Raw genomic sequence first — 24,882 nt, 5'->3', positions numbered from 1 at the left:
ATATTAAAATTCAGCAAGTTCACGCATTGCTTTTTCAACTTTGTCTGGATTAATCATAAAGAATTTCTCCATTGTAGGTGCATAAGGCATTGCTGGAATATCAGGTCCTGCTAAACGTTTAATAGGCGCATCAAGGTCAAACAAGCAGTTTTCTGCAATGATTGCTGCAACTTCACCCATGATGCTACCTTCCATATTATCTTCAGTAACAAGAAGAACTTTTCCTGTTTTTGAAGCAGCTTCAATAATGGCTTCTTTATCTAATGGATAAATCGTACGCAAATCAAGGATATGAGCAGAAATACCATCTTGCTCTAGACGCTCAGCAGCTTGTAGTGCAAAGTGAACAGCAAGACCATAAGTGATTACAGTAATGTCTTCACCTTCACGTTTAACGTCAGCTTTACCAATTTCAATTGTATAATCCTCTTCAGGTACTTCACCTTTAATTAAACGATAAGCACGTTTGTGTTCAAAGAACATCACTGGATCATCATCACGAATAGCAGCTTTTAATAAGCCTTTTGCATCGTAAGGTGTTGAAGGAATCACGATTTTCAAACCTGGTTGGTTAGCAAAAATTGCTTCAACTGATTGTGAATGATAAAGAGCACCATGAATTCCTCCACCAAAAGGTGCACGGAAAACAATTGGACAAGACCAATCATTATTTGAACGGTAACGAATACGAGACGCTTCAGAAATGATTTGGTTAACGGCCGGCATGATGAAATCAGCAAATTGCATTTCTGCAATTGGACGCATTCCATACATTGCAGCACCGATTCCTACACCCGCAATAGCAGATTCTGCTAAAGGAGTGTCCATTACGCGATCTTCTCCAAATTGATCGTATAAGCCTTGAGTAGCTTTGAACACGCCACCCTTATGACCTACGTCTTCACCAAGGATAAATACATTTTCATCGCGTTCCATCTCTTCTTTCATTGCGAGTGTAATTGCGTCAATATAAGACATAACTGCCATTATGCGTTCCCCCCGTCTTTTTCAGCATAGACGTATTTTAATGCACTTTCTGGTGCAGCGTATGGAGCATTTTCTGCATAATCCGTTGCTTCATTTACTTCTTTCATAATTCGATCATTCATATCTTTTTCAAGTTCTTCAGTTAAAATGTTTAATTCTGTTAAATAAGCCGCAAACTTGCCAATTGGATCAGCAGCGACCCCTTCTGCAAGATCTTCTTTTGTACGGTATTGACGTTGATCATCATCAGATGAGTGAGCCGTCAAACGGTGTGATACTGCTTCGATTAGTGTTGGACCTTCTCCACTACGAGCACGGTCAGCAGCTTCTTTAACCACTTTATACACTTCTAAAGGGTCTGTTCCATCAACTGTGAACCCAGGCATACCGTAGCCAATTGCACGGTCAGATACGTTTTTAGCCGCTACCTGTCTTGCGTAAGGTACAGAAATCGCATACTTATTGTTTTCTACCAAAGTAATACATGGCAATTTATGAACACCTGCAAAGTTTAATCCTTCGTGGAAGTCACCTTGGTTAGATGAACCTTCACCTAGTGTCACAAAAGTAATGAAATCTTTTTTCTTAATTTTCCCAGCAAGTGCAACACCAACCGCATGAGGAAGTTGTGTCGTAACAGGTGAAGAACCTGTTAAAATACGATTTTTCTTTTGACCAAAGTGACCAGGCATTTGACGTCCACCTGAGTTTGGATCTTCCGCTTTAGCAAAAGCAGAAAGCATTAAATCTTGAGCTGTCATACCGAAGTGTAGAACCACACCCATATCACGGTAATAAGGAGCGATATAATCTTTCGTGTTATCTAATGCATAAGCTGCACCAACTTGAGTTGCTTCTTGACCTTGACATGAGATGACAAAAGGAATTTTACCTGCTCTATTTAATAACCACATACGTTCATCTATTCGACGTGCCATTAACATCGTTTCAAAGATTTTCAATACATCATCGTTTGATAATCCTAATTCTTCATGACGATTTGCTGTCATTGGAACATCCCCCTTATAATCCATCATATTTTATGCGTGAATTGCTTTACCTTCAACAGCTAGCGCTGCTTCTCCCATTACTTCAGAAAGCGTTGGGTGTGGGTGAATTGTGTTTGCAATTTCCCAAGGTGTTGCATCAAGTACCATTGCTAAACCAGCTTCAGAAATCATATCTGTGACGTGTGGTCCAATCATGTGTACGCCTAAAATATCGTTTGTATTTTTATCAGCAATAATTTTAACAAAGCCATCAGACTCACCATAAACAAGTGCTTTTCCGATTGCTTTAAATGAGAATTTACCTACTTTCACATCAAAACCTTGGTCTTTAGCTTGTTGCTGAGTAATCCCAACGCTTGCCGCTTCTGGGTTTGAGTAAATACAACGAGACACTAAGTTGTAATCAATCGCGTGAGTTTTTAGACCAGAAATGTGTTCAACTGCTGTAATGCCTTCATGAGAAGCCACGTGTGCAAGTTGTAAGCCGCCAATGACATCCCCGATTGCGTAAATATGAGATTCTTTCGTTTGGAACGTATTTTTCACTTGGACAAATCCTTTATCCACAACGATATCTGTATTTTCAATACCAATACCTTCGACATTGGCTTGACGACCAACTGAAACTAACATCTTCTCAGCTGTAAAGGTTTTCGTTTCGCCTTTAAATTCGGCAGAAATCGTCACAGATCCATCAGAAGTTTCCAGAGTGTCTGATAATACTTTTGCGCTTGTCGTAAACGTAATTCCTTTTTTAGATAATAACTTTTGCATTTCTTTTGAAACATCCGCATCTTCCGTAGGGATAATGCGATCTGCATATTCAATTACTGTCACTTCTACGCCAAAGTCATTCAACATGGAAGCCCACTCAATACCAATAACGCCACCACCAACGATTAAGATGGATTTAGGTAACTCCGTCATTACAAGTGCTTCATCAGAAGTCATGACCTGTGTTCCATCTATAGTTAAGCCTGGAAGTGAACGAGGACGTGAACCTGTCGCAATGATAACGTTTTTAGGAATAAGCATTTCATTTTCTTCACCATTGTTCATCTCGACAGAAATCGTTCCACCCGGAGATGGAGAGAAGATTGACGGTCCTAACATTCTGCCAGTTCCTTCATACACATCTATTTTTCCTTTCTTCATCAAACCTTGAACACCTTGATGAAGCTGAGAAACAATACTTTCCTTACGTGCTTGTACTCGAGAGAAATCTAATGAAACTTCTCCTGTATTTACACCAAAATCTGCTGCGTGATTTTTTGTAGTTGCATATACTTCAGCACTGCGAAGTAGGGCTTTACTTGGGATACAACCTTTATGTAGGCAGGTTCCACCTAAACTTCCTTTTTCAACAATAGCAGTTTTTAATCCTAATTGAGCCGAACGGATTGCAGCAACGTATCCGCCAGTTCCGCCTCCTATAATGACAACGTCATAATCTTGAGCCATAACATCGGCCTCCTTTTATTGTAGGTTCGGGTATACTTTTGCTTTTTCTTCACCATTTAATACACGAATGGCGCCTTCAGTTAATGCTTGTAATTCGTTTTCACCTGGATATACAACAACATCAGCAATCCAGTTAATACGTCTCGAAATCGATTCTACAAAGTCTTTTCCGTAAGCTAGTCCACCAGTTAATATAATCGCATCAATCTTGCCTTCTAAAACAGCACTTGCAGATCCGATTTCACGAGCGACTTGATAAGCCATTGCATCATAAATTAGCTCAGCTTCTTTATCGCCTTTTGCAATACGCTTTTCAACTACCACTGCATCATTCGTACCAAGGTAACTAACGAGCCCACCTTGACCAACTAATTTTTTCATAATTTCGTTCCGGTAATATTCACCAGAGAAACAAAGATCAATTAAGTCACCAGCAGGAACAGTCCCTGCACGTTCTGGACTAAATGGTCCGTCTCCGTGTAATCCATTGTTGACTTCGATCACTCGTCCATTTTCATGAACGCCAACTGTGATACCTCCACCCATATGAGTAACGATAAGTCGCATGTCTTCATAGGCTTTGCCACACTTTTTAGCATATCGTCTTGCAACAGCTTTTTGATTTAATGCATGAAAAATAGATTTGCGTTCAATTAACGAAAATCCTGAAATACGTGCAATCGGAGCAAACTCATCAACAACTACCGGGTCGACAATGTATGAAGGGATATTTAAACCTGTTGCAATTTCAAATGCTAAAATTCCACCTAAGTTGGAAGCGTGTTGACCAGAGTACCCTTTTTTTAAATCTACTAACATTGCGGCATTTACCGCATAAGTTCCACCTTCGATTGGACGAAGGAGCCCACCTCTACCACAGACGGCAGACAACTTCGAAATGTTTATTCCTTCTTCATCCAATGCTTCTAAAATGGTTTCCTTACGAAATTCATATTGATCAATGATAGAAGAAAATTGTCCGATTTCTTCAGCAGAGTGTCGGATGGTTTTCTCCATCAATAAAACATCGTCTTCAAAAACACCAATTTTTGTAGATGTGGAACCTGGGTTTATGACAAGAATGCGATATAAATGACCTTGCATAATAATTCCTCCCAAAACTTCCTTAAAAGATATGACCGGATAAAGTTACTGTCTAAATCTTTACAGCTCAAATTGTCACTCATGCAACACTTATGTTCAGTTTCACAGACCAGCGTGTGGATTGTGGAACTGAACATGGAGCATGTTAAAAATGACACTTTCTATATTTTTGATTAACGTCCGCTTAAAATGTGTTTGCCGTTTTGTAAGAATTGGCTACGTGATTTACCAACACGAGCAATACGTTCTTCAGCTACTCGGTCAGCTGCTAGGTAAGTTGGAATTCCTTGTGTACGTGAAATTTCCATTACTTTAGCAATGTTGTCATAGACTGTTTCTACACGTTTCATTGCACGTTCACGGTTGTAACCATTTAACTCATCCGCTACGTTAATAACACCACCAGCATTGATTACATAGTCAGGAGCATAGACGATACCAAGTTCGTGCAATATGTCGCCATGTCTCGTTTCTTTTAATTGGTTATTTGCAGCACCAGCAACGACTTTTGCTTTTATTTGTGGAATTGTTTCATCGTTAATAATTGCACCAAGAGCACATGGAGCAAAAATATCAACTTCTTGTGAATAAATTTCATCTATATTCACTGCAGTTGCACCGAATTCTTCAACTACACGATCAACAGCAGCTTTATTAATATCCGTAACAATTAATTTAGCGCCTTCTTCATATAAGTGACGGCACAAGTGATAGGCTACATTACCGACACCTTGAACAGAAATGCGTTTACCTTCAAGTGAATCACTACCAAATGCTTCCATGGCAGCAGCTTTCATACCACGGTAAACGCCGTACGCAGTAACTGGAGATGGATTACCTGAAGAACCAAAAGCTGGAGAAATTCCTGTTACGTAGTTTGTTTCTTCATGAATTAAATCCATATCCGCTACAGTAGTACCCACATCTTCAGCTGTAATATAACGACCGTTTAAACCTTGAATGAAACGACCGAAAGCGCGGAACATTTCTTCGTTTTTGTCTTTTAATGGATCGCCGATTATAACCGTTTTACCGCCACCAAGATTTAAACCAGCAGCTGCATTTTTGTATGTCATCCCTCTTGCTAAACGAAGAGCATCTTCAATTGCATCTTCCTCGGAAGCATACGTCCACATGCGAGTACCGCCTAAAGCTGGCCCTAAAGTTGTATCGTGAATCGCAATAATTGCTTTCAATCCTGAAGTTTTATCTTGACAAAACACCAATTGTTCGTAGTCATAAGTTTCCATATTCTTAAAAATTTCCATTATAAATTCCTCCTTTGATTTGTTCGTAATTTATTGCTCGACGGAACAGATTGCTAAAGCTAAAGAATTTAATTTACTTTCAGCGTTATCTGAACGAGAAGTTAATACGATTGGAGCTTTTGCCCCTACAATCACCGCACCTACTTTTGCTCTTGCAAAGTACACTAGAGATTTGTATAGAATATTACCCGCTTCAATATTAGGTACAAGTAAAATATCAGCTTGTCCTGCATATTGGCCAGTCAATCCTTTATGATGGGCAGCTTCAACTGAAATGGCATTATCAAGAGCTACTGGACCATCAATCACACATCCCGTTATTTGTCCTCTTGTATTCATCACTACTAAAGCAGCAGCGTCAAGAGTAGGTTGCATAGCTGGGTTTACAATTTCGACTGCCGTAAGTGGGGCAACTATCGGATTAAGGACGCCTACGCCATGTGCTACCTTTACAGCATTTTGAATAATCTGTACTTTTTGTGCTAAGTCTGGCGCAATATTCATGGCGGCATCTGTCACGAAAATCAAACGGTCATAGCCATTAATTTCAAATGCAGCAACATGTGATAAAACACTTCCAGTACGAAGTCCGAAATCCGGATTTAGTACAGCTTTTAAAATAACAGCTGTTGGGATATGACCTTTCATTAATACGTTAGCTTCGTTTAAACGAACTGATTTGACCGCTTCAATTGCTGCTTGTTGATCATTTTTTACATGATGTCTAAAAACTTTCGGATGTTTCAACAAGTGTGGAAAATGCATAACCATCATTTCTTTTAACTTTTGTTCGTTATCATATAAACGAAAACTTGCCATATCATGTTCAATCGCCATACTTACCGCTTCTAGTACTTCTAAATCTGCAGCAGTTGCTACAGCAACGACATTATCATCTAAAGTTGAAGCTTGTTGAATCAAATCGTTTAATCTCATCTATAATTCACCCCAACATCTATAATTTAAGCATAAAGTGTGCCAACATATCAATCATGAAAACGCTTTATATGTCAACATGTCGTCTATTTCGGCATGCAAATAATTGCAAACCATGCAAGTATTTGCATGCAATGTTATGCGAGTCCGTATTTCTCTAATTTGTAATATAATGTTCGCAGAGAAATACTTAATTGTTTCGCCGTTTTAGATTTATTACCATTGGACCTTTTTAGCGTAGCAGAAAGAATTTCTTTTTCCATACGCTCTATTTGTTCGACAAGAGGTAATATTTCTTGCACAGGTTGGTTTAATTCTGGTTCTTGATGGGTCATCATAGTAAACGGCAAGTGCTGATCATCTAAAATTGATTCTGCAGCTTTCATAAATATCATGCCTCTGCTAATAATATTCTCAAGCTCTCGAACATTCCCCGGCCACGAATATACACGAAGTCGTTGCATTGCCACTTCCGATATCCCTTCAACATTTCGTCCATACTCTTGATTTAACTTCACTAGAAGACGATCAGCGATTGCTGGAATATCTTGTTTATGATTGCGTAAGGGCGGAATTTGGATCGGCATGCGATTTAGGCGGTAATATAGATCTTCTCTAAATTTGCCTTCTAGCATTGCTTTCTCCATATTAATATTCGTCGCAGCAATAACCCGGACATCAATGGTAATAGATTTAGTCCCACCTACACGAACAATTTCGCTTTCTTGTAAAACGCGGAGTAGCATCGCTTGTGTACTACCTGAAAGTTCGCCAATTTCATCTAAAAAAATACTACCATGGTTCGCTTCTTCAAATAACCCTCTTTTACCTCCGCGTTTTGCGCCAGTAAAAGCACCTTCTTCATACCCAAATAATTCACTTTCAAGTAAATGTTCAGCAATAGCTGCACAATTTACACGAATAAATTTATTGTACTTCCGATCACTTGAACTATGAATGGCATGAGCAAAAAGTTCTTTTCCTGTCCCTGATTCTCCACGCAAAAGGACAGTTACAGGTGTTTTGGCAGCTAACTTAGCTTGTTCTACCGATATTAGCATTTCATTTGAGTGACCAATGATATCATCAAACGTATATTTCGACTCTAACGTACGAATGATACTTCTTGCACGATCAAGCTCTTTCATTAACGAACGAATTTCAGTCACATCATGAATAACACCAACGCTGCCTTTTAATCGATTGTTAACAATTATAGGAGCTACATTCACAATAACTTCTCTCTTTAATGGACCTACACGCATATTAACACCACGAATGGGTTTTCGCATTTGTAATACCTTCAAATGCATACTTTCGCCTTCACTAATATCCGTGGCTGCCGGCTTACCGATAATATCATCAGTTTCAAGACCCGTAATCCGCGTATATGCCGGATTTATTAATAGCCCTTTTCCTTCTTCATCTACAACAGAAATAGCATCATCACTTGACTGTATTATGGCTTGTAGCATCGTTTGTATTTCTTTTAAATTAGTTATTTCTCCAGCTAAATTGACAATTTCCGTAATATCTTTAAAAACAGAAAATGCTCCAATCCGTTTCCCTTTTTCATCAATAATTGGAAACCTTGAAGTAACGATTTCCGACCCATTACTTAATACTAATTCACGGTTTAATTCCGTTCTTCCTGTATCAAAAATTCGAGGCAGCTCACTTGAAGGAATCACTTCATAGATTGGCTTACCAATGGCATCACCTATTAAAATTTCTGTCATGCGTTCGGCACTTTTATTAAAAAAGTTGACGATTCCTTTCGCATCTATACCAACCATACCTTCTTCAATTGAGTTAAAAATTAATTCTTGTTTGTGGGATTCTTTTCCAATATTTCGAATAAATTGATCTTTCTCACGTAATAAACGAATGAGCATATTAGCTACCGATCCAGGAATCAATACTGTATGAGCTTGTCTTTCTTTAAGAAGTTCTTCAAAGACGGTATGCTGACCAGTTAAATCAAAAATTATATGTAAGTCATTGCTTAAATAAGATTTCCATTCCGTACTTGTTGGAATGTTATGGTGCTTCGCAATTTGTATAGCAGGTGCCTGTTTATCAATATCAACTACACATTGTACGTGGAAAAATTCAACAGAAAGTAACAACCTTAAAATTGCTGTCCCTCCGACTCCGCCACCGATTATCAAAACATTTTGCAAAGACATTCAAACCCCTCGCTAACTCTATGCAATCTATTGCAAAATCTTCTTTTATCATACCTTACTTCGATGTTCTTGACAATAACATGACGGATAGTAAAATAAAAGAGATTCCGTTACCCTTTTTAACGGTAAAATTTAATGTTAAATTATAGGAGATGAAAGAAATTGGCACGAACGTTAGCGTTTATTGTCTTACTGATTCCTGGCTTGATGGCAGCAGGTGGAATTATACTTATACGTGACACAATCTTTGGCAAACTATTTGAACCCATTCCTTTTTTATGGTTACAGTTACTTGTTGGTATTATATTTTTTGGCGTTGGGCTTAGTTTTTTTGCAGGATTTTTATTACATAGAGATCGAAAAAATGGAAAAGTACAAGCGAGATTTACAAAGAAAAAGGAACTCTGATTTCAACATCAGAATTCCTTTTTTAATTGTTGCGTCAAGACTTTTTCAGGAAAATCAGTAATCCAACCAACTACAACTGGGTGGGGATTAATTAAATATTTTTCATTTCCATTGATTCCATAAAATCGTAGTGGCATATAGGCTTGAAAAGCTAAATCTAATTTTTTTTGCACATAATGCCTTTTATGCATATGAAGAGTATCTGCAGCCGTTAATCGTCCAAGTTCTTCCCAATTTGTCTTTTTCGTACCTATATACGCCGTTTGTAACATAGGGTTACATTTTTTAATCCGTTCCAATACTTCATAGTGGAACGACGAAAAATGTATATTCAAATGCGTATATGACTTTTTAAATAACACATCAATTTGTGACGGTGCGTTTATAAATGTTTCTTTTAATTCAACATTAAGGGATAATTCATTTTTTTCTGCAAAATCTAACACTTCTTCAAATGTTAGAATTGTATCACCATTCACTAACCGGAGAAAAGATGTCCCTAACTTTAATTTTTTCACCTCTGCTAATAGCATCGAGGATACATTCCTACGAGTTCTTGCTAACCTCCAAAAATCCAAGTCATGAGTAACAATTGGCACTAAGTCCTTTGTTAATTGTAAATCAACCTCCAAGCCATCTGCTCCAAGTTCGATTGCCTTAATAAAAGCAGCTGTTGAATTTTCAAGTGCATACGCAGAAGCCCCACGATGTGCATATATCGGAACTCTCACCATATATCGTCAACACCTTATCTGTATGTATATTTTTCTTTACCCTCTCCTCCCTAATATATGCATCCTATTTCTTAGAACTAGGTAAAAAAACACAGATGCTAAGTATCTGCATCTGTGTTTCGGTTTAACTCGCCATATTTTCTAAGCGAATTTTATCGGCAATCATGGCAATGAACTCTGAATTAGTAGGTTTACTCTTCAAGTGATGAACTGTATACCCAAAAGTTTTTGAAATGGATTCGTAATTTCCGCGATTCCACGCAACTTCAATAGCATGACGAATGGCACGTTCGACTCGAGAAGACGTTGTGTTGAATTTAACTCCAATTTCTGGATATAACACTTTTGTAATCGACCCTAACAATTCAATATCTTCATAAACCATGTGAATTGCTTCACGTAAATAAGCATAACCTTTAATATGTGCAGGAACTCCGATTTCTTTAATAACAGCTGTAATTGTTGTATCAATTATTTTACGGTTTGTTTTTGGCTGTGGTTGACTTTGTAAAATGCTTGAACGCTGATCAGCTTCTTGTTTGTGACCAGCTACTTGAAGAATTTGATTAACCAAACGATCAAATTCAAACGGCTTTAGCATAAAGTAAGATGCACCTAGGTCTACTGCTTGTTTCATGACATCTTCTTGACCGAATGCCGTTAACATAATGACTTGAACTTTTGAAAGATTTTCATTTGCTTGCATCATTTCAAGTACAGCTAAACCATCTAAATGCGGCATAATAATATCCAGTAATAACACGTCGGGCAAGTCATTCTCCATCAAAGATAAGATTACTTTACCATTTGGAGCCGTTGTAATAACCTCAATTTGTGGATGATCCGCTAAGTAAGATTCAAGCGTTTTTACTAACTCTTTGTTATCATCTGCAATTGCTACTTTAATTTTTTCCATTGGTAATTCCCCCTATAAACTTCAATTGCGAACATGGATGTTTGTCTTTTCGGCACATTTTTCCAATTTCACACTCCAAATGTAATTCGACATTTTGGATGAAAACCCTTTATTCATTTTAAAAAAGGGTCAAAAGTTAGAAGATTTAGACTTCATTCGACTAATGGTAAGTTTTTCTAAGCTTTGTCGAATAATCGTTACTTTTATCATAACAAAGATATAAAAAAATACCACACTTTTTAAAGTGTGGTCAATAATTTATTTATGGCTGTTTTTTTATCATCTCTTGAATAAAGATGGCTGCACCTTTTACTGGATTATCAACCACCATATGAGTAATTGCACCAGCAAATTTTCCGTCTTGTATGATTGGACTTCCACTCATACCTTGTAAAATGCCACCAGTTTTATTAATTAATTCAGTATCGGTAACAATAAATTGAAAAGTGGTCTCTTCAATTTTTATGATATTAACTTGATATGCTCTAACATCATTTCCATCAATAGATGTAAATAACTCCGCTTGCCCTTTCTTGACATTATGAGCATTTACGGTAGGAATTGCCTTACCTTTTTTCATGTTTGGATCAATTAATTCACCAAAAACACCATAAATAGTGTTTTCTCTCACATTTCCAGCTTGAACATGAATTGATGCTTGCTTGGCAATTTTGTAACCAGGTTTTCCTGGTGTACTTTTGTGAATTCCCGCAATTTCAGATAAAAAAATTGAACCACCTGCAAATGGAGGAATTCGAACAATTTGCTGATCAATTATTTGATGTCCTAATGCTCCATATTCGTTTGTTTTAGGATTGACATATGTTATTGTTCCAATCCCTTCTGTGTAATCCCGAATAAACGGGAGCATAGTTTCTAATTTATTTGCAGATACTAAAACATCTTGTCTTTTATTTCCGCGCAAAAATTCAATGGATACTTGTGGATTTTTTGACTCTTTACTAATTTTTTTCCAATCAGCAATTGACTTTATTGATTTTTCATTTAGCGATATAATTTGATCACCGCTTTTAAACCACAATTTCTCATCAATAAGCACATCATGAACAAATGTGGGTTTTTCTAATTTCAATTGCACACCAATTGATTGTCCAAGTGGGATTAAAGAATCACCATTTTTCTCTGCCCAAGAATGAATTGGGAAGACAATCATTAAACCCAAAAGAATGGTAATAATCCGTTTATTTGCAACACATCGCATACTTCACCTCCATTTAGTCAGGATGAAGTTAATATGTGTTTTAAGCGCTTTGTTATGAAAGGTAAATATTCGAAAAAAAAGCACATGCCTATTACAGCAGTGCAAAGATTTTTATGCATGTAATAATTTTTTTCGTTGTTCTGCAATTGACAGTAATTCGGTTGCATGTTCCAAAGTTAATGTCGTAATTTCAGCTCCAGACATCATCCGACTGACTTCTTGAACACGACTTTTGCCGATAACTTCTATTAGCTTTGTCATCGTTCTTTCGCCGGTTACTTCTTTTTTTATTAATAATTGTTGGTCAGCCATCGCGGCAACTTGAGGAAGATGGGTAATACATAAAACTTGAGAAGAATGTGAAATATGAGCAATCTTTTCCGCAATTGCTTGCGCTACCCTACCACTAACACCAGTATCCACTTCATCAAAAATAATGGACGTAATCCCTTGATGTTTTGAAAAAATCCCTTTGAGTGCAAGCATCATTCGAGACAATTCTCCGCCAGATGCAATTTTAGAAATGGGTTTAGCTGGTTCTCCAACATTTGTTGACATATAAAAAGCCACATCATCTTTTCCATTTTTATCAAAATTACTTGCTGTATTGAAAATCACTTCAAAAGTAGCTTTTTCCATAAATAATTCTCGAAGTTGTAACACTATGGCTTCGCTTAATTTTTTTGACGCTTTTTTCCGATATAAAGTTAACTCTTTTGCTTCAATTTCCAAATCTATAACGACTTGATCAAGTGCTTTTTGGCGTTGTTGTATTCGTTCATCCCTATTCACAAGTGCATCTAGCTCATCACCAATTTTTTCGCGATATATCATGATTTCTTCAATCGAATTTCCATATTTGCGTTTTAGTAATTGGATGACGGCTAATCTTTCTTCAATGACGTTTAAGCGTTCTTCATCAAATTCAGATTCATCCATTTCACTTTTTAATTGATACGATAATTCTTGAAGGGAATAAAAAGTATTAGATACAAGTTCCGCTTGTCCTTTGTATGCCTCATCAAATGATGCAACATCCTCAAGTTCACTCATCGCATTACCAATCCAATCCAACCCTTTTGTTTCGCCATTTAACGCTTCATAAGCAGCAGAAATACGTTCAAATGTTTTATGATAGTTCTGAAATTTCTTACGCTCTAATTGAAGTTTTTCATCTTCATCTTCAATTAATTCTGTAGAATCGATTTCATTGATTTGGTATTGATACAAATCAATTTTTTGAGCAATTTGTTGTTCATTTTCACTGACAGCCGCCAGTTCTTTTTTAAATTTTGTGTATGTTTGGAAGAGACCAAAATAGCTAGCCTTTGCGCGATGAAGCTTACTCCCAGAAAATTGATCAAGTAGCGAAATATGTAAACGTTCATCCATTAATTCCTGACTCTCATGTTGTCCATGGATATCAATTAACGACCCGCCAATTTCTCGTAAGATTGCAATCGTAACAAGCTTTCCATTTACACGACAAACACTCTTCCCATGATCATTAATATCTCTTCTTAAAATAATGGAATCATCATCTGTTTCAATTCCTACATCCAGCAATTTTCGAAATACTGGATGTTGTGGATTTTGTATATAAAATAGACCTTCAAGTTCTGCTTTTTTTGCACCGTGACGGATGAATTCTTGAGAACCTCTCCCTCCGGATAGCAAATGCACAGCATCAATAATAATAGATTTACCTGCCCCAGTTTCCCCTGTTAGAACCGTCAAACCATCTGAAAAACTCACCGATATTTCTTCAATTATAGCGAAATTTTTAATAGTTAATTCTTTTAACACAAAGCGTCACCTCTTTTTAAAGCATCTCGAGTAATCTGATTCTTATGAACTCACGTTCAGTGGTGTCTTTACATATAATTAAACACGTATCATCACCGCACAATGTGCCTAAAATTTCTTTCCAGTCTAAATGGTCAATTAATGAGCCAATTGCATGAGCATTCCCAGGCAAAGTTTTCATAACAAGAAAATGACTTGCTCCGTCAATGCTGACAAAAGCATCAGTTAACGCACGATGTAATTTTCGCATTGGATTAAAACGTTGATCTGCAGGTAAGCTATATTTATATCGCCCATCTTGCAAGGGTACTTTTACTAAATGCAGCTCTTTAATGTCGCGTGATACAGTTGCTTGAGTTACATTGTATCCAGCATTTTTCAAGATTTCAACTAAGTCATCTTGCGTTTCAATTTCATTATTTGCGATAATATCTCGAATTCGAATATGTCGTTGGCCTTTGTTCATCATTGATCACTCCTGATATGAATAATTATACTTAATTACTCATATCGTACCATTTACAGCTCCTCCACACAAGAAAAAAACGACCCTACATGCGGGCCGCTTTAAGACAGTTGTTGATGTGCATCACGAACAGTTTGTTTTAGTTGTTCTTCAGTAAATATTGTTTCATTTGTTTCTGTCGCAACTAAATGGAATAAAAATTCAATGTTTCCTTCTCCACCGGTAATCGGAGAAAATGAAGCATTTTTCAGCGTGAAACCTAATTCTTGGGAAAAATTAGAAATTGTTTCTAACACATTTATATGGACTTTTGAATCACGTACGACTCCTTTTTTTCCCACATTCGCTCTACCTGCTTCAAATTGCGGCTTCACAAGTGCAATGACATCACTTCCAGGTACTAGTAATGTTTTTAAAACAGGCAAAATGAGTTTTAACGAAATAAATGAAACATCAATCGTTGCAAATTCTGGTAACCCAACTTCTAAATCAGCCACTGTTACATAGCGAAAATTCGTTCGTTCCATGACTGTAACTCGTTCATCTTGACGTATTTTCCAAGCAAGTTGATTGTATCCAACATCAAGTGCATAACAATGTCTTGCACCGTTTTGAAGAGCGCAATCTGTAAAACCACCCGTTGATGCCCCGATATCAAGCATTAGCTTATCTTTAACATCCACTTGAAAATACTTTAGTGCCTTTTCAAGTTTTAGTCCGCCTCTACTCACATAGGGCATTTGATTACCTTTAACTTGCAAAGGGGAATCCCCTGCAATTTTCTCACCTGGTTTTTCTAGTCGAAGTTCATTTGTATAAACAGTTCCAGCCATAATAGCTCGCTTTGCTTTTTCTCGTGTTTCACAAAGTCCACGTTCTACTAATAAAACATCGACTCTCTCTTTTGGAGTTTTAATCATAATACGTGTATACCAGCCTTATTGATTTTTTTCAACATTTTATGTTGAATCCGAGACACTAGTTCATCAGAATTAATATGAATTTCATTTAACAATTCATTTACACTTCCGTGTTCAATAAAGTGATCAGGAATCCCCATGCGATTGACAGAAATGCCTGTATAGTCATGATCTTGTAAAAATTCTAAAATACTGCTACCAAAGCCACCTTGTAAAACTGCTTCTTCAACAGTGAACAATGGAAGGTCGCGTTGTACTAATTGATGCAACATAAGTTCATCGATTGGTTTGATAAATCGCGCATTAATAACTTCAACTTGCACACCTTCTTTTGCTAATTGATCTGCGGCTTTCAAAGCTAGAGGAATCGTTGTACCAAATGTCAGAATTGCTGCGTCAGTTCCTTTTCTTAATACTTCCCAAGAACCAATTGGAATAGCTCGTAATTCTGCATCCATTGGTACACCAAGACCATTCCCTCGTGGATAGCGCATAGCAATGGGGCCATCATTGTAGTCAATAGCTGTTTTCACCATATGTTGTCCTTCATTTTCGTCTTTTGGCATCATAATGACCATATTTGGTAAGTGACGTAAAAATGCTATATCAAATACCCCTTGATGTGTTTCACCATCTGCACCAACTAAACCAGCTCGATCGATTCCGATAAAGACATTTAAATTTTGACGACAAATATCATGCACAACTTGATCATATGCACGTTGCAGGAATGTAGAATAAATCGCTAAAAACGGCTTCATTCCTTGTGTTGCTAACCCTGCAGACATTGTTGTTGCATGTTGTTCAGCAATTCCTACATCAAACATTCGTTCAGGGAATTCAGAAGCAAAACCTTCTAATTTAGAACCAACAGGCATGGCAGGAGTTACTGCTACAATCCGTTCGTCTTCACGGGCAAGTTTCCGTACAGTTTCCGCTACTAATCCGCTCCATGATGGGGCGGTTGAAGATGATTTCACAAAAGCACCAGTCTCCATTTTATAAGGTCCTGTGCCATGCCATGTGCCTATTTTATCTTCTTCTGCCGGTCGGAATCCTTTGCCTTTTTTCGTGATGACATGTACTAATACCGGACCCTTCATTTTCTTGGCATATAATAATGTTTCTTGTAAATCATCATAACTATGGCCGTCAATAGGTCCTAAATACGTAAATCCGAGCTCTTCAAAGAATACACCTGATACGAGCAAATATTTTAAACTATCTTTTACTCGTTCAGCTGTAGCAGCTAGTTTGCCGCCAACTGCCGGGATTTTTTTCAACAAATATTCTAACTCTTCTTTTGCCTTGTTATATTTTCCTGCAGTTCTAAGTTTACCTAAAATGGTATGGAGGGCACCTACATTAGGTGCAATCGACATTTCATTATCATTTAATATGACAATCATGTCTGTTTTCTCATGACCAATATGGTTTAAAGCTTCTAAAGCCATACCACCCGTTAATGCTCCGTCTCCAATGATTGGAATGACGTGATTCTTATCTTTTTTTATATCTCGTGCAACTGCCATGCCCATTGCAGCAGATAATGAAGTAGAACTGTGACCAGTTTCCCAAACATCATGTTCACTTTCGATTCGTTTTGGAAAACCACATAACCCTTTATGTTGACGGAGTGTATCAAATTGATTAGCACGTCCTGTTAATATCTTATGGACATATGATTGATGTCCTACATCCCAAATAAACTTATCTTCAGGACTATTGAATATACGATGAAGAGATATAGTCAGTTCGACCACACCTAAGTTTGGACCAATATGTCCACCTGTGACCGATAATTTTTCAATTAAAAACGAACGAATATCTTCACTTAAGTTCAATAGTTCCTCTATAGATAAATCTTTAATAAAGGATGGACTTGTAATTGAGTTTAAATCCATCTACACCACACACCTTTACGTGTTAATTTCTAATCCATTATATCAATGTAAGACGATTGTACAAACATTAACGTATTCACTATTTGTTACGATTGACAATGTATGTTGCCATTTCATCTAATAATCCCGGTTCTTTTGTAATGTCACGAAGAGAAAGAATCGCTAGATTATAGTGCCAATCCCTTTTACTTTTTGCACCCTCAAGAGTTAAAAGTGCAGGGTATGTGTTTTTTTCACTTGCTACATCTTTTCCTGCAGTTTTCCCTAATATCTCAGTAGTACCCTCAATATCTAAAATGTCATCTTGAATTTGGAAAGCAAGCCCTATATGATAACCAAAGTCTGTTAATGATTTTTTTGTTTTCTCATCTGCTGAGGCGAGAATCGCACCCGCTTCGATACTATATGACAATAGAGCACCCGTTTTATTTATGTGTATCGTTTCTAATTCTTTAACAGAAATTAATTTTCGTTCACTTTCTATATCTAATACTTGTCCACCAACCATGCCTTCAGCACCTGCAGCTAGGCTTAGTAAACGAATTAAATCCAGTTTATCTTCAGCCGGAACAGTTTTTAAACGAGAAAGTTCACCAAAACTATATGTTAACAAGCCATCTCCAGCCAAAATAGCTAAAGCTTCACCATACACTTTATGATTTGTTAATTGTCCTCGGCGATAATCATCATTATCCATACTCGGTAAATCATCATGGATGAGTGAATATGTATGAACCATTTCAATTATTGAACCTACCGTCAAAGCTTCACAATGTTCCACTTTTAATACGTCTAAAACAGCTAATAAAAACAATGGGCGGACTCGTTTACCACCTGCAGCTACTGAATAATTCATGGCTTCCTTTAAAATAGATGGAGCTTCAATAGAATTAATTTGAAAGGAGAGATGTTTATCTATTTTTGGAACATGATGCTCTGTGAACTTTTGGAATGAAATCATTTTACAGTATCCTCTTTTTCAGATTCAGTAAATGGTACTTTCTCGCCTTTATCATCAATGATTGAGATTAGTTGTTTCTCAGCATTTTGTAATTTACTATGGCATAATGTCGACAATCCCATACCTTTTTTATAAAGTGAAATCGCATCTTCTAGAGGGACATCTCCTTGCTCGAGTTGGCGTACGATTTCTTCTAGTTGTTGAATTGCTTGATCAAAAGATACATTCGTTTTTGTCATGATGATTCTCCTTTAGTGTTCTTGGTTATAGAGTCGATAGATGCAAGTACGACTCCATCTGGTAATTTTATATGAAGTTGTTTTTTTAGATTAAGTTCTTCAATTGACTTTACTACTTGGTCATTTTGATACGTAATGCTGTAGCCCCTATCCATTATTTTCAATGGATTTAATGCTTCAAGTAATTGAATCATAGCACTAAATGAACGACCTTTTGTCTGAATGTTTTTTTTAGTAGCTATATGCAAACGTTGTTGGTATACGTCTATATCTTTTAGATGTTGTTGAACTACTTTTTGCGGATTTTGTAAGGTTAATCGCATTGTTTGCTGATCGAGATGTTGCTGCTTTTGTTGGAGTAGGGTTCTCCCACTTTTCTCTAACTGGTCTGTTGCGCGTGTTAACTTTTCAACAAAAGGTCGATACAATCTGTCTGGATAAGCAAGCGGGTATGCCGATATGACCCGTGTTAATCTTTTACGCTCACTAGACAAAGTTGCTGAGACAATTGATAGGATTTGTGATTTTCTGTTTGTTACGTGTTGTAATAACTCAAGTTGATTGGGTACAGCAAGTTCAGCAGCAGCAGTTGGAGTTGGTGCTCGTAAGTCTGATACAAAATCAGCAATGGTCGTATCAGTTTCATGTCCAATCGCACTAATGATAGGAACGCTGCTGTTAGCAATTTCTCGAGCAACTATCTCTTCATTAAATGCCCATAAATCTTCGATCGACCCACCACCACGACCGACTATACAAACATCCAACTCCGAATATGCATTTGCACGTTTAAGTGCCTTCACAATACTAGGTGCTGCTCCTATACCTTGAACTAGTGTAGGAAAAATAATCACTTCTGCCAGTGGATAACGTCTACTCAAGGTCGTGACAATATCTCGAATTGCTGCACCTGTGGAAGCCGTAATAACGCCTATTCTTTGAGGGAATTTAGGAATTTGTTTTTTTCTAGAAGGATGGAACAATCCTTCTTTTGCTAGTTTTTCCTTTAGTTGCTCAAACGCCACAAATAATTCTCCGATGCCATCAGGTTGCATGACTTGTGCATACAGCTGATACTGGCCAGATCCTTCATAAACATTTACATCACCTTGCAAAAGAACATTCATTCCACTTTCAGGTTTAAATTTCAAGTTTCTAGCTTGAGCAGCAAACATAACAGCAGATATTCTCGTTTGCTCATCTTTTATCGTAAAATAGATGTGCCCACTCGTATGTATTTTTACATTTGATAGTTCCCCTTTGACATAGACATTTCTTAAATGGGGATCTGCATCAAATTTCCGTTTTATGTATTTAGTTAAAGCTTTTACCGTTAAATATGAAGTTGATGTCACATTCATTCAAACTCCTCACAAAGAAGAAATAAAAAAGCTGTCTTTCTTTAAGAAAAACAGCTTTTTTTCTTTCCTTTATTTTACCTGTTTTAACTTCAAATGTCTTGAAGTAACTCATTTTCTGCTGATTTCACAGTATTCACCATTAACATAGTGATTGTCATAGGACCAACCCCTCCTGGAACTGGTGTTAGGTAAGCTGCTTTTTCTTTTACAGAATCAAAATCCACGTCACCACATAAGCGATTATTTTCATCACGATTCATGCCAACATCTATTACGACGGCACCCGTCTTCACATAATCACTTGTAATCATTTTCGTTCTACCTACTGCAACAACTAGAATGTCAGCTTGCAATGTAATTTCTTTTAAGTTTGCGGTTTTAGAATGAGCATATGTTACAGTTGCATCTTTTTGCAACAGTAATTGACCCATAGGTTTCCCGACAATATGACTACGTCCTATGACAACAGCATGCTTACCGGAAATTTCGATGTGAGAGTGTTCTAGAAGTTTCATGACACCAAATGGCGTACATGGAAGAAATGTATCTTGACCGAGCATCATTTTCCCAATATTTATTGGATGAAAGCCATCTACATCTTTTGCAGGAGAAATTGCTGCCAATACTTCAGTTTCTGTAATATGATTTGGTAATGGCAATTGAACTAAAATACCATGAATTTCTGGGTCGTTATTAAGAGAATGAATCGCTTGTATGAGTTCTCGCTCTGTTAATTCGGATTCAAATGAAAGTAAACGAGAATGCATGCCAAGTGCTTCACATGTTTTTTGCTTATTAGCAACATACGTCTTGGAAGCTGAGTTTTCACCTACTAAAATAACTGCTAAGCCAGGTGTTATACCTCTATTCTTCAAGCGGTCAATACGTATAGATAATTCACTTCTTATAGCTTGCCCAATTTCTTTTCCACTTATTAGTATACTTGACATGTCAAAATTCCCCCTGTTGTCAGCTAGAAGACTCCACCGCATATTTAGATAATACACCGTTGACAAACTTGCTTGATTTGTCATCTCCGAATGTTTTACTCAATTCAATTGCTTCATTAATTACTACTTTTGAAGGAGCATCTTGCATAAATAACAATTCAAAGACAGCTAAACGCAAAATTGTTCGTTCGATTTTAGGTAAGCGATCTAGTGACCAATTTTCTAATTTTGCTTTAAGTGATTCATCTATTTGCGTTAAATGTTCAGTCGTACCACGTACAAGTTTTTCATAGAAAGAATCATTTTGACCATCTAAAACATGACTCATTGCCTCTTCTATTGTCAACTCCGTGTTTTCTAACTGAAACAAAGTTTGCAACACTTTTTCACGAGCTTCTCTACGTTTCATGTGATAGTCTCCTTTAATATACATTCGAACACATCATAGCATATTTCCTGTACACAGGACATACACGGAAGTATGTTTAAATGTTCAGAAAAAGACATCGTTCGAGCTTGCCAAACGATGTCCTAAATTATTCTGTTATTGTTTCTTTTTGCTGTTCAAATTGAATGCCGGTAATATGGACATTTATTTCTTGCGTCTCAAGAGAAGTCATATTAAAAATTGCTTGACGCACTTGATTCTGAACTTCTTTAGCCACTTTAGGAATTGATGCACCATATTTTACTGTACAATAAATTTCAACAAATAAACCTTGTTCAGTTAATTCTGTTTTAATGCCTTTACCATGAACTTTTTTGCCTAAACGTTCAGCAACTCCAGTAGCAAAACTTCCTCGCGTACCGCCAACACCTTCAACATCTATTGTTGCAATTCCAGCGATTACTTCTAATACTTCTGGCGCTACTTCAATCTTCCCTAAGGCTTCTTTTCCTGCAGGAGTCATTTGCAAATAAGCTGTTGTTGTTTTTTCAGCCATCTCAATCATCCTTTCTTAGGAATTCATGACGTCGTATTTCTCTAAAAACTTCGTGTCAAAATCACCTGATTTAAACACTTCATGATCCATTAATTTCTCGTGGAAAGGAATAGTTGTATGAACGCCTTCAACCACAAATTCACTTAATGCACGTTTCATTTTTGCAACAGCTTCTTCGCGTGTATCTGCAAATGTAATGAGTTTGGCAACCATTGAATCGTAGTATGGAGGAATTCTATAACCTGAATACATTGCTGAATCCACACGTACACCGTATCCACCTGGCGCTAAATACATTTCTACTTTCCCTGCTGAAGGCATGAAATTTTTAGAAGGGTTTTCTGCATTTATGCGACACTCAATAGCCCATCCTTTAATTTTCACATCATCTTGTGTATACGCAAGTCTCTCACCTGAAGCCACTTTAAGTTGTTGTTGAATTAAATCAATACCCGTAACCATTTCTGTAACAGGATGTTCAACTTGAATTCGTGTATTCATTTCCATGAAGTAAAATTTTTGATTAATGTGATCAAAAATAAATTCAACTGTCCCAGCACTGCGATAGTTAACCGCTTGTGCTGCCTTTACTGCTGCATCGCCCATTTGATAACGAATTTCTGGCGAAAGAGCTGGTGAAGGTGCTTCTTCTACCAGTTTTTGCATACGGCGTTGAATAGAACAATCACGTTCACCTAAATGTATGGTGTTGCCAAAACTATCTGCTAAAACCTGAATTTCAACATGACGGAAGATTTCAATGAACTTTTCAATATATACACCAGGATTACCAAAAGCAGCTGCTGCTTCTTTTTGGGTAATTTGAATACCTTTAACAAGTTCTTCTTCTGTACGTGCTACTCGAATCCCTTTACCACCACCACCAGCAGTGGCTTTAATAATGACCGGGAATCCAATTTTACGAGCAATTTCTAGTCCGTCTTTATCATCTGCTACTATGCCCGTAGAACCAGGAACTACTGGTACACCTGCTTTTCGCATCGTTTCACGGGCTACGTCTTTTGTACCCATTCTTGAAATAGCATCTGAGGTTGGTCCAATAAAGGTAATATTGCACTGTTCACATAACTCAGCAAAACTAGCATTCTCAGCTAAAAAACCATACCCTGGATGAATTCCATCACAACCTGTTAACTTTGCCACACTAATAATATTACTAAAGTTTAAATAACTATCTTTTGATGGATTTGGGCCAATACAGTAAGATTCATCTGCCATTTGCACATGCAACGCATCTTGATCCGCTTCCGAATAAACAGCTACCGTTTCAATATCTAATTCTTTACATGCACGAATAATACGAACCGCGATTTCACCACGATTAGCAATTAATACTTTTTTCATCATTGGTTTTCCCCCTTAGTTCGCTTTTACTAAGAACAGAGGTTGGCCGTACTCTACGAGTTGTCCATCTTTTACTAAAATTTCTACAATCTCGCCAGACACTTCTGCTTCGATTTCGTTAAATAATTTCATAGCTTCCACAATACACACGATACCTTCTTCACTTACTTTATCCCCAATTTGAACAAATGCTGGTGAATCTGGTGAAGATGATTCATAGAATGTTCCTACCATTGGAGATTGGATTTTATGGAGAGATTCATCGTTCACTGATTCTTTCACTTCAATATTTGCAAATGTTTCTTTTACAGTTGGAGATGTCGTTACTTGTGTAGCATCCATTGTTGATGACTCTACAACATGTGGTGCTGCATAATTAGATTGAGGGACAATTACTTCAGATGATTCGTGTAGACTATTCTTTTTAAGTTTAATTTTCGTACCTTCTGCTTCGTAACTAAACTCATCAATAGATGAGTGGTCAATTAGTTTAATAATTTCACGAATTTCTTGAATTTTTATCATTTCAAACTCCCCTTACCATGTCTCGAATTAGGTACTTCTTCTATTTTAGACGTTTTTGTGGAAATTTGAAATAGATAACCTAAATTTCTTTATTTAAGAGTGCTATCTCGAAACGCATAGGAGTCCACTCAAGCTAAACTACGGTTGAGAAAATGCTATAAATCTAAAAATTAAAAAAAGGACCTCTATGGGCCCTTTCATTCATTATGAAGCAGGTTGGAATGTAACCTTTACTGATTTAGCGTCTTCCCATTGTTTTTTTACAATGTGAATTATTTCATTTGCTAGTTCTTTTCCTTGTTCTTCCGAGATAACTCTTACATCTACCTTACCTTTATCTGTTTGTACAAGAGCATCTGCATAACCTAATGAACGTATGAGCATTTCAAGCATTGCTTCTGTGGAATCTCGAACCGTTAAATCACTCATCTCATTGTACAGTTCATTGATCTCATCTGCAGACATCTCATCTGTTGTAATTCTAGTCGTTAACTGTTCTCTAAGCTGACTACGCTTGTTTTGTGATTCCATTCTCATTTCTTCAAATAACGCACTTTGAGCATATACTGGAGTAATTGCATCATCTCCAGCTTCTTCATCGATTGTCAATTGATCAAGTGCTCCATCTGAAAAAATAGCTAAACCATCAAAGGGCATGATGTTAGGCTCTTTCACGTAATACACCGAAATTACTGCTACCAAACTTAATAAGGTTAGCATCCACACTGTACGTTTTTTAACTTTCATTTAGAAACCCCTTTCTCATCCATCGGGACGACGACAATTCGATGCTCTGGCAAGAATAATACCGCCGACAAGTATTTTTTTAACATCAATCTAGTTTGAGCTTGGTCCGCTCCTGTTGCTACTATCAAAACGGATTGAATTGTTGTTTGCTCTTCTGTTTTTTGATCAAACAACGCAAAGCTAGGTTTTTCCGAAACTGTTTGTTGAGGCTCGTTCGTGCCTGTATAAAAAAATAATTCAACTTCACCTACCCCAGCCATTTTTTCCAATGCAATTGTTAATGATTGTTCTTGCGAAAATGTATCTTGTGACTGACTGGTTGTGTTCGGTTGCTTTGTGAAAATAGATCCATTAAATAAGAAAAACACCATGAATACCAAGAGGCTTGCGAGCAAGATGCCACTTTTTATACGATTAGGTTTAATGGATGGAATCACGCTCCTCTCTTAAGTGAGACAG

25 protein-coding genes are annotated in these 24,882 nt (G+C 37.1%); 1 reads left to right on the top strand and 24 read right to left on the bottom strand.

Annotation, left to right across the window (positions count from 1 at the left end):
- Positions 1–3: 3 nt before the first annotated feature.
- The 7 genes from E2636_RS07360 to E2636_RS07330 form a co-directional block, all read right to left on the bottom strand.
- Positions 4–987, bottom strand: coding sequence for an alpha-ketoacid dehydrogenase subunit beta (locus tag E2636_RS07360; RefSeq protein ID WP_017380047.1), 984 nt, complete (start codon positions 985–987; stop codon positions 4–6).
- Positions 987–1,997 carry a thiamine pyrophosphate-dependent dehydrogenase E1 component subunit alpha gene (locus tag E2636_RS07355; protein ID WP_017380048.1) on the bottom strand — a complete coding sequence of 337 codons (1,011 nt, stop codon included), beginning with the start codon at positions 1,995–1,997 and terminating at the stop codon, positions 987–989. The genes E2636_RS07360 and E2636_RS07355 overlap by 1 nt, the downstream gene beginning before the upstream one ends.
- A gap of 30 nt (positions 1,998–2,027) precedes the next feature.
- On the bottom strand, positions 2,028–3,458 hold the full coding sequence (gene lpdA, locus E2636_RS07350; RefSeq protein WP_134209618.1) for a dihydrolipoyl dehydrogenase: 1,431 nt from the start codon (positions 3,456–3,458) through the stop codon (positions 2,028–2,030).
- 15 nt (positions 3,459–3,473) lie between these two features.
- Positions 3,474–4,562, bottom strand: coding sequence for a butyrate kinase (gene buk, locus E2636_RS07345; RefSeq protein WP_134209617.1), 1,089 nt, complete (start codon positions 4,560–4,562; stop codon positions 3,474–3,476).
- 173 nt (positions 4,563–4,735) lie between these two features.
- Positions 4,736–5,830, bottom strand: a complete 1,095-nt coding sequence (gene bcd, locus E2636_RS07340) for a branched-chain amino acid dehydrogenase (protein ID WP_134209616.1) — start codon at positions 5,828–5,830, stop codon at positions 4,736–4,738.
- A 30-nt stretch (positions 5,831–5,860) separates the two neighbouring features.
- Positions 5,861–6,766, bottom strand: coding sequence for a phosphate butyryltransferase (gene yqiS, locus E2636_RS07335; RefSeq protein WP_134209615.1), 906 nt, complete (start codon positions 6,764–6,766; stop codon positions 5,861–5,863).
- A 137-nt stretch (positions 6,767–6,903) separates the two neighbouring features.
- Positions 6,904–8,955, bottom strand: a complete 2,052-nt coding sequence (locus tag E2636_RS07330; protein ID WP_243840742.1) for a sigma-54 interaction domain-containing protein — start codon at positions 8,953–8,955, stop codon at positions 6,904–6,906.
- Between the two features lie 162 nt (positions 8,956–9,117).
- On the opposite strand from E2636_RS07330, the gene E2636_RS07325 reads away from it, so the two are divergent.
- Positions 9,118–9,363: a DUF2627 domain-containing protein gene (locus E2636_RS07325; RefSeq protein ID WP_134209613.1), complete on the top strand. Its 246-nt coding sequence runs from the start codon at positions 9,118–9,120 to the stop codon at positions 9,361–9,363.
- 8 nt (positions 9,364–9,371) lie between these two features.
- Here the strand turns inward: E2636_RS07325 and E2636_RS07320 are convergent, their stop codons facing one another.
- The 17 genes from E2636_RS07320 to E2636_RS07240 form a co-directional block, all read right to left on the bottom strand.
- A complete protein-coding gene (locus tag E2636_RS07320) occupies positions 9,372–10,097 on the bottom strand; it encodes a glycerophosphodiester phosphodiesterase (RefSeq protein ID WP_134209612.1) in 726 nt (241 codons plus the stop codon).
- Positions 10,098–10,221: 124 nt separating this feature from the next.
- Positions 10,222–11,013, bottom strand: a complete 792-nt coding sequence (spo0A, locus tag E2636_RS07315) for a sporulation transcription factor Spo0A (RefSeq protein ID WP_134209611.1) — start codon at positions 11,011–11,013, stop codon at positions 10,222–10,224.
- Between the two features lie 262 nt (positions 11,014–11,275).
- Positions 11,276–12,235 (bottom strand): SpoIVB peptidase S55 domain-containing protein, encoded by a 960-nt coding sequence (locus E2636_RS07310; protein ID WP_134209610.1) that lies wholly within the window; start codon positions 12,233–12,235, stop codon positions 11,276–11,278.
- 111 nt (positions 12,236–12,346) lie between these two features.
- Positions 12,347–14,041 carry a DNA repair protein RecN gene (recN, locus tag E2636_RS07305; protein WP_134209609.1) on the bottom strand — a complete coding sequence of 565 codons (1,695 nt, stop codon included), beginning with the start codon at positions 14,039–14,041 and terminating at the stop codon, positions 12,347–12,349.
- Positions 14,042–14,057: 16 nt separating this feature from the next.
- Entirely contained in the window at positions 14,058–14,507 is a 450-nt protein-coding gene (gene ahrC, locus E2636_RS07300; RefSeq protein ID WP_017380059.1) for a transcriptional regulator AhrC/ArgR, read from the bottom strand.
- A gap of 101 nt (positions 14,508–14,608) precedes the next feature.
- The gene (locus E2636_RS07295; protein WP_134209608.1) at positions 14,609–15,427 is read right to left on the bottom strand and encodes a TlyA family RNA methyltransferase; all 819 of its coding nucleotides are present in this window, start codon (positions 15,425–15,427) and stop codon (positions 14,609–14,611) included.
- Complete coding sequence (gene dxs, locus E2636_RS07290; protein WP_134209607.1) at positions 15,424–17,331, bottom strand: 1-deoxy-D-xylulose-5-phosphate synthase; 1,908 nt, start codon at positions 17,329–17,331, stop codon at positions 15,424–15,426. Before dxs ends, E2636_RS07295 begins: the two co-directional genes overlap by 4 nt.
- Positions 17,332–17,410: 79 nt before the next feature.
- Entirely contained in the window at positions 17,411–18,292 is an 882-nt protein-coding gene (locus tag E2636_RS07285; protein WP_134209606.1) for a polyprenyl synthetase family protein, read from the bottom strand.
- On the bottom strand, positions 18,289–18,531 hold the full coding sequence (xseB, locus tag E2636_RS07280; RefSeq protein ID WP_134209605.1) for an exodeoxyribonuclease VII small subunit: 243 nt from the start codon (positions 18,529–18,531) through the stop codon (positions 18,289–18,291). Before xseB ends, E2636_RS07285 begins: the two co-directional genes overlap by 4 nt.
- Entirely contained in the window at positions 18,528–19,892 is a 1,365-nt protein-coding gene (xseA, locus tag E2636_RS07275; RefSeq protein ID WP_134209604.1) for an exodeoxyribonuclease VII large subunit, read from the bottom strand. Before xseA ends, xseB begins: the two co-directional genes overlap by 4 nt.
- Before the next feature lie 89 nt (positions 19,893–19,981).
- Positions 19,982–20,842, bottom strand: a complete 861-nt coding sequence (gene folD / locus E2636_RS07270) for a bifunctional methylenetetrahydrofolate dehydrogenase/methenyltetrahydrofolate cyclohydrolase FolD (RefSeq protein WP_134209603.1) — start codon at positions 20,840–20,842, stop codon at positions 19,982–19,984.
- 19 nt (positions 20,843–20,861) lie between these two features.
- Positions 20,862–21,251 (bottom strand): transcription antitermination factor NusB, encoded by a 390-nt coding sequence (gene nusB / locus E2636_RS07265; protein ID WP_134209602.1) that lies wholly within the window; start codon positions 21,249–21,251, stop codon positions 20,862–20,864.
- Positions 21,252–21,378: 127 nt separating this feature from the next.
- On the bottom strand, positions 21,379–21,786 hold the full coding sequence (locus E2636_RS07260; protein WP_134209601.1) for an Asp23/Gls24 family envelope stress response protein: 408 nt from the start codon (positions 21,784–21,786) through the stop codon (positions 21,379–21,381).
- A 15-nt stretch (positions 21,787–21,801) separates the two neighbouring features.
- Complete coding sequence (gene accC / locus E2636_RS07255; RefSeq protein WP_134209600.1) at positions 21,802–23,154, bottom strand: acetyl-CoA carboxylase biotin carboxylase subunit; 1,353 nt, start codon at positions 23,152–23,154, stop codon at positions 21,802–21,804.
- A gap of 12 nt (positions 23,155–23,166) precedes the next feature.
- Complete coding sequence (gene accB, locus E2636_RS07250) at positions 23,167–23,676, bottom strand: acetyl-CoA carboxylase biotin carboxyl carrier protein (RefSeq protein ID WP_134209599.1); 510 nt, start codon at positions 23,674–23,676, stop codon at positions 23,167–23,169.
- 204 nt (positions 23,677–23,880) lie between these two features.
- Positions 23,881–24,423, bottom strand: coding sequence for a SpoIIIAH-like family protein (locus E2636_RS07245; protein ID WP_134209598.1), 543 nt, complete (start codon positions 24,421–24,423; stop codon positions 23,881–23,883).
- On the bottom strand, positions 24,420–24,860 hold the full coding sequence (locus E2636_RS07240; protein WP_017380071.1) for a hypothetical protein: 441 nt from the start codon (positions 24,858–24,860) through the stop codon (positions 24,420–24,422). Before E2636_RS07240 ends, E2636_RS07245 begins: the two co-directional genes overlap by 4 nt.
- Positions 24,861–24,882 lie beyond the last annotated feature (22 nt).

It is taken from the genome of Paenisporosarcina antarctica (genome assembly GCF_004367585.1).
Taxonomy (GTDB): domain Bacteria; phylum Bacillota; class Bacilli; order Bacillales_A; family Planococcaceae; genus Paenisporosarcina; species Paenisporosarcina antarctica.
This window is presented reverse-complemented; position numbering and strand designations above follow the sequence as displayed.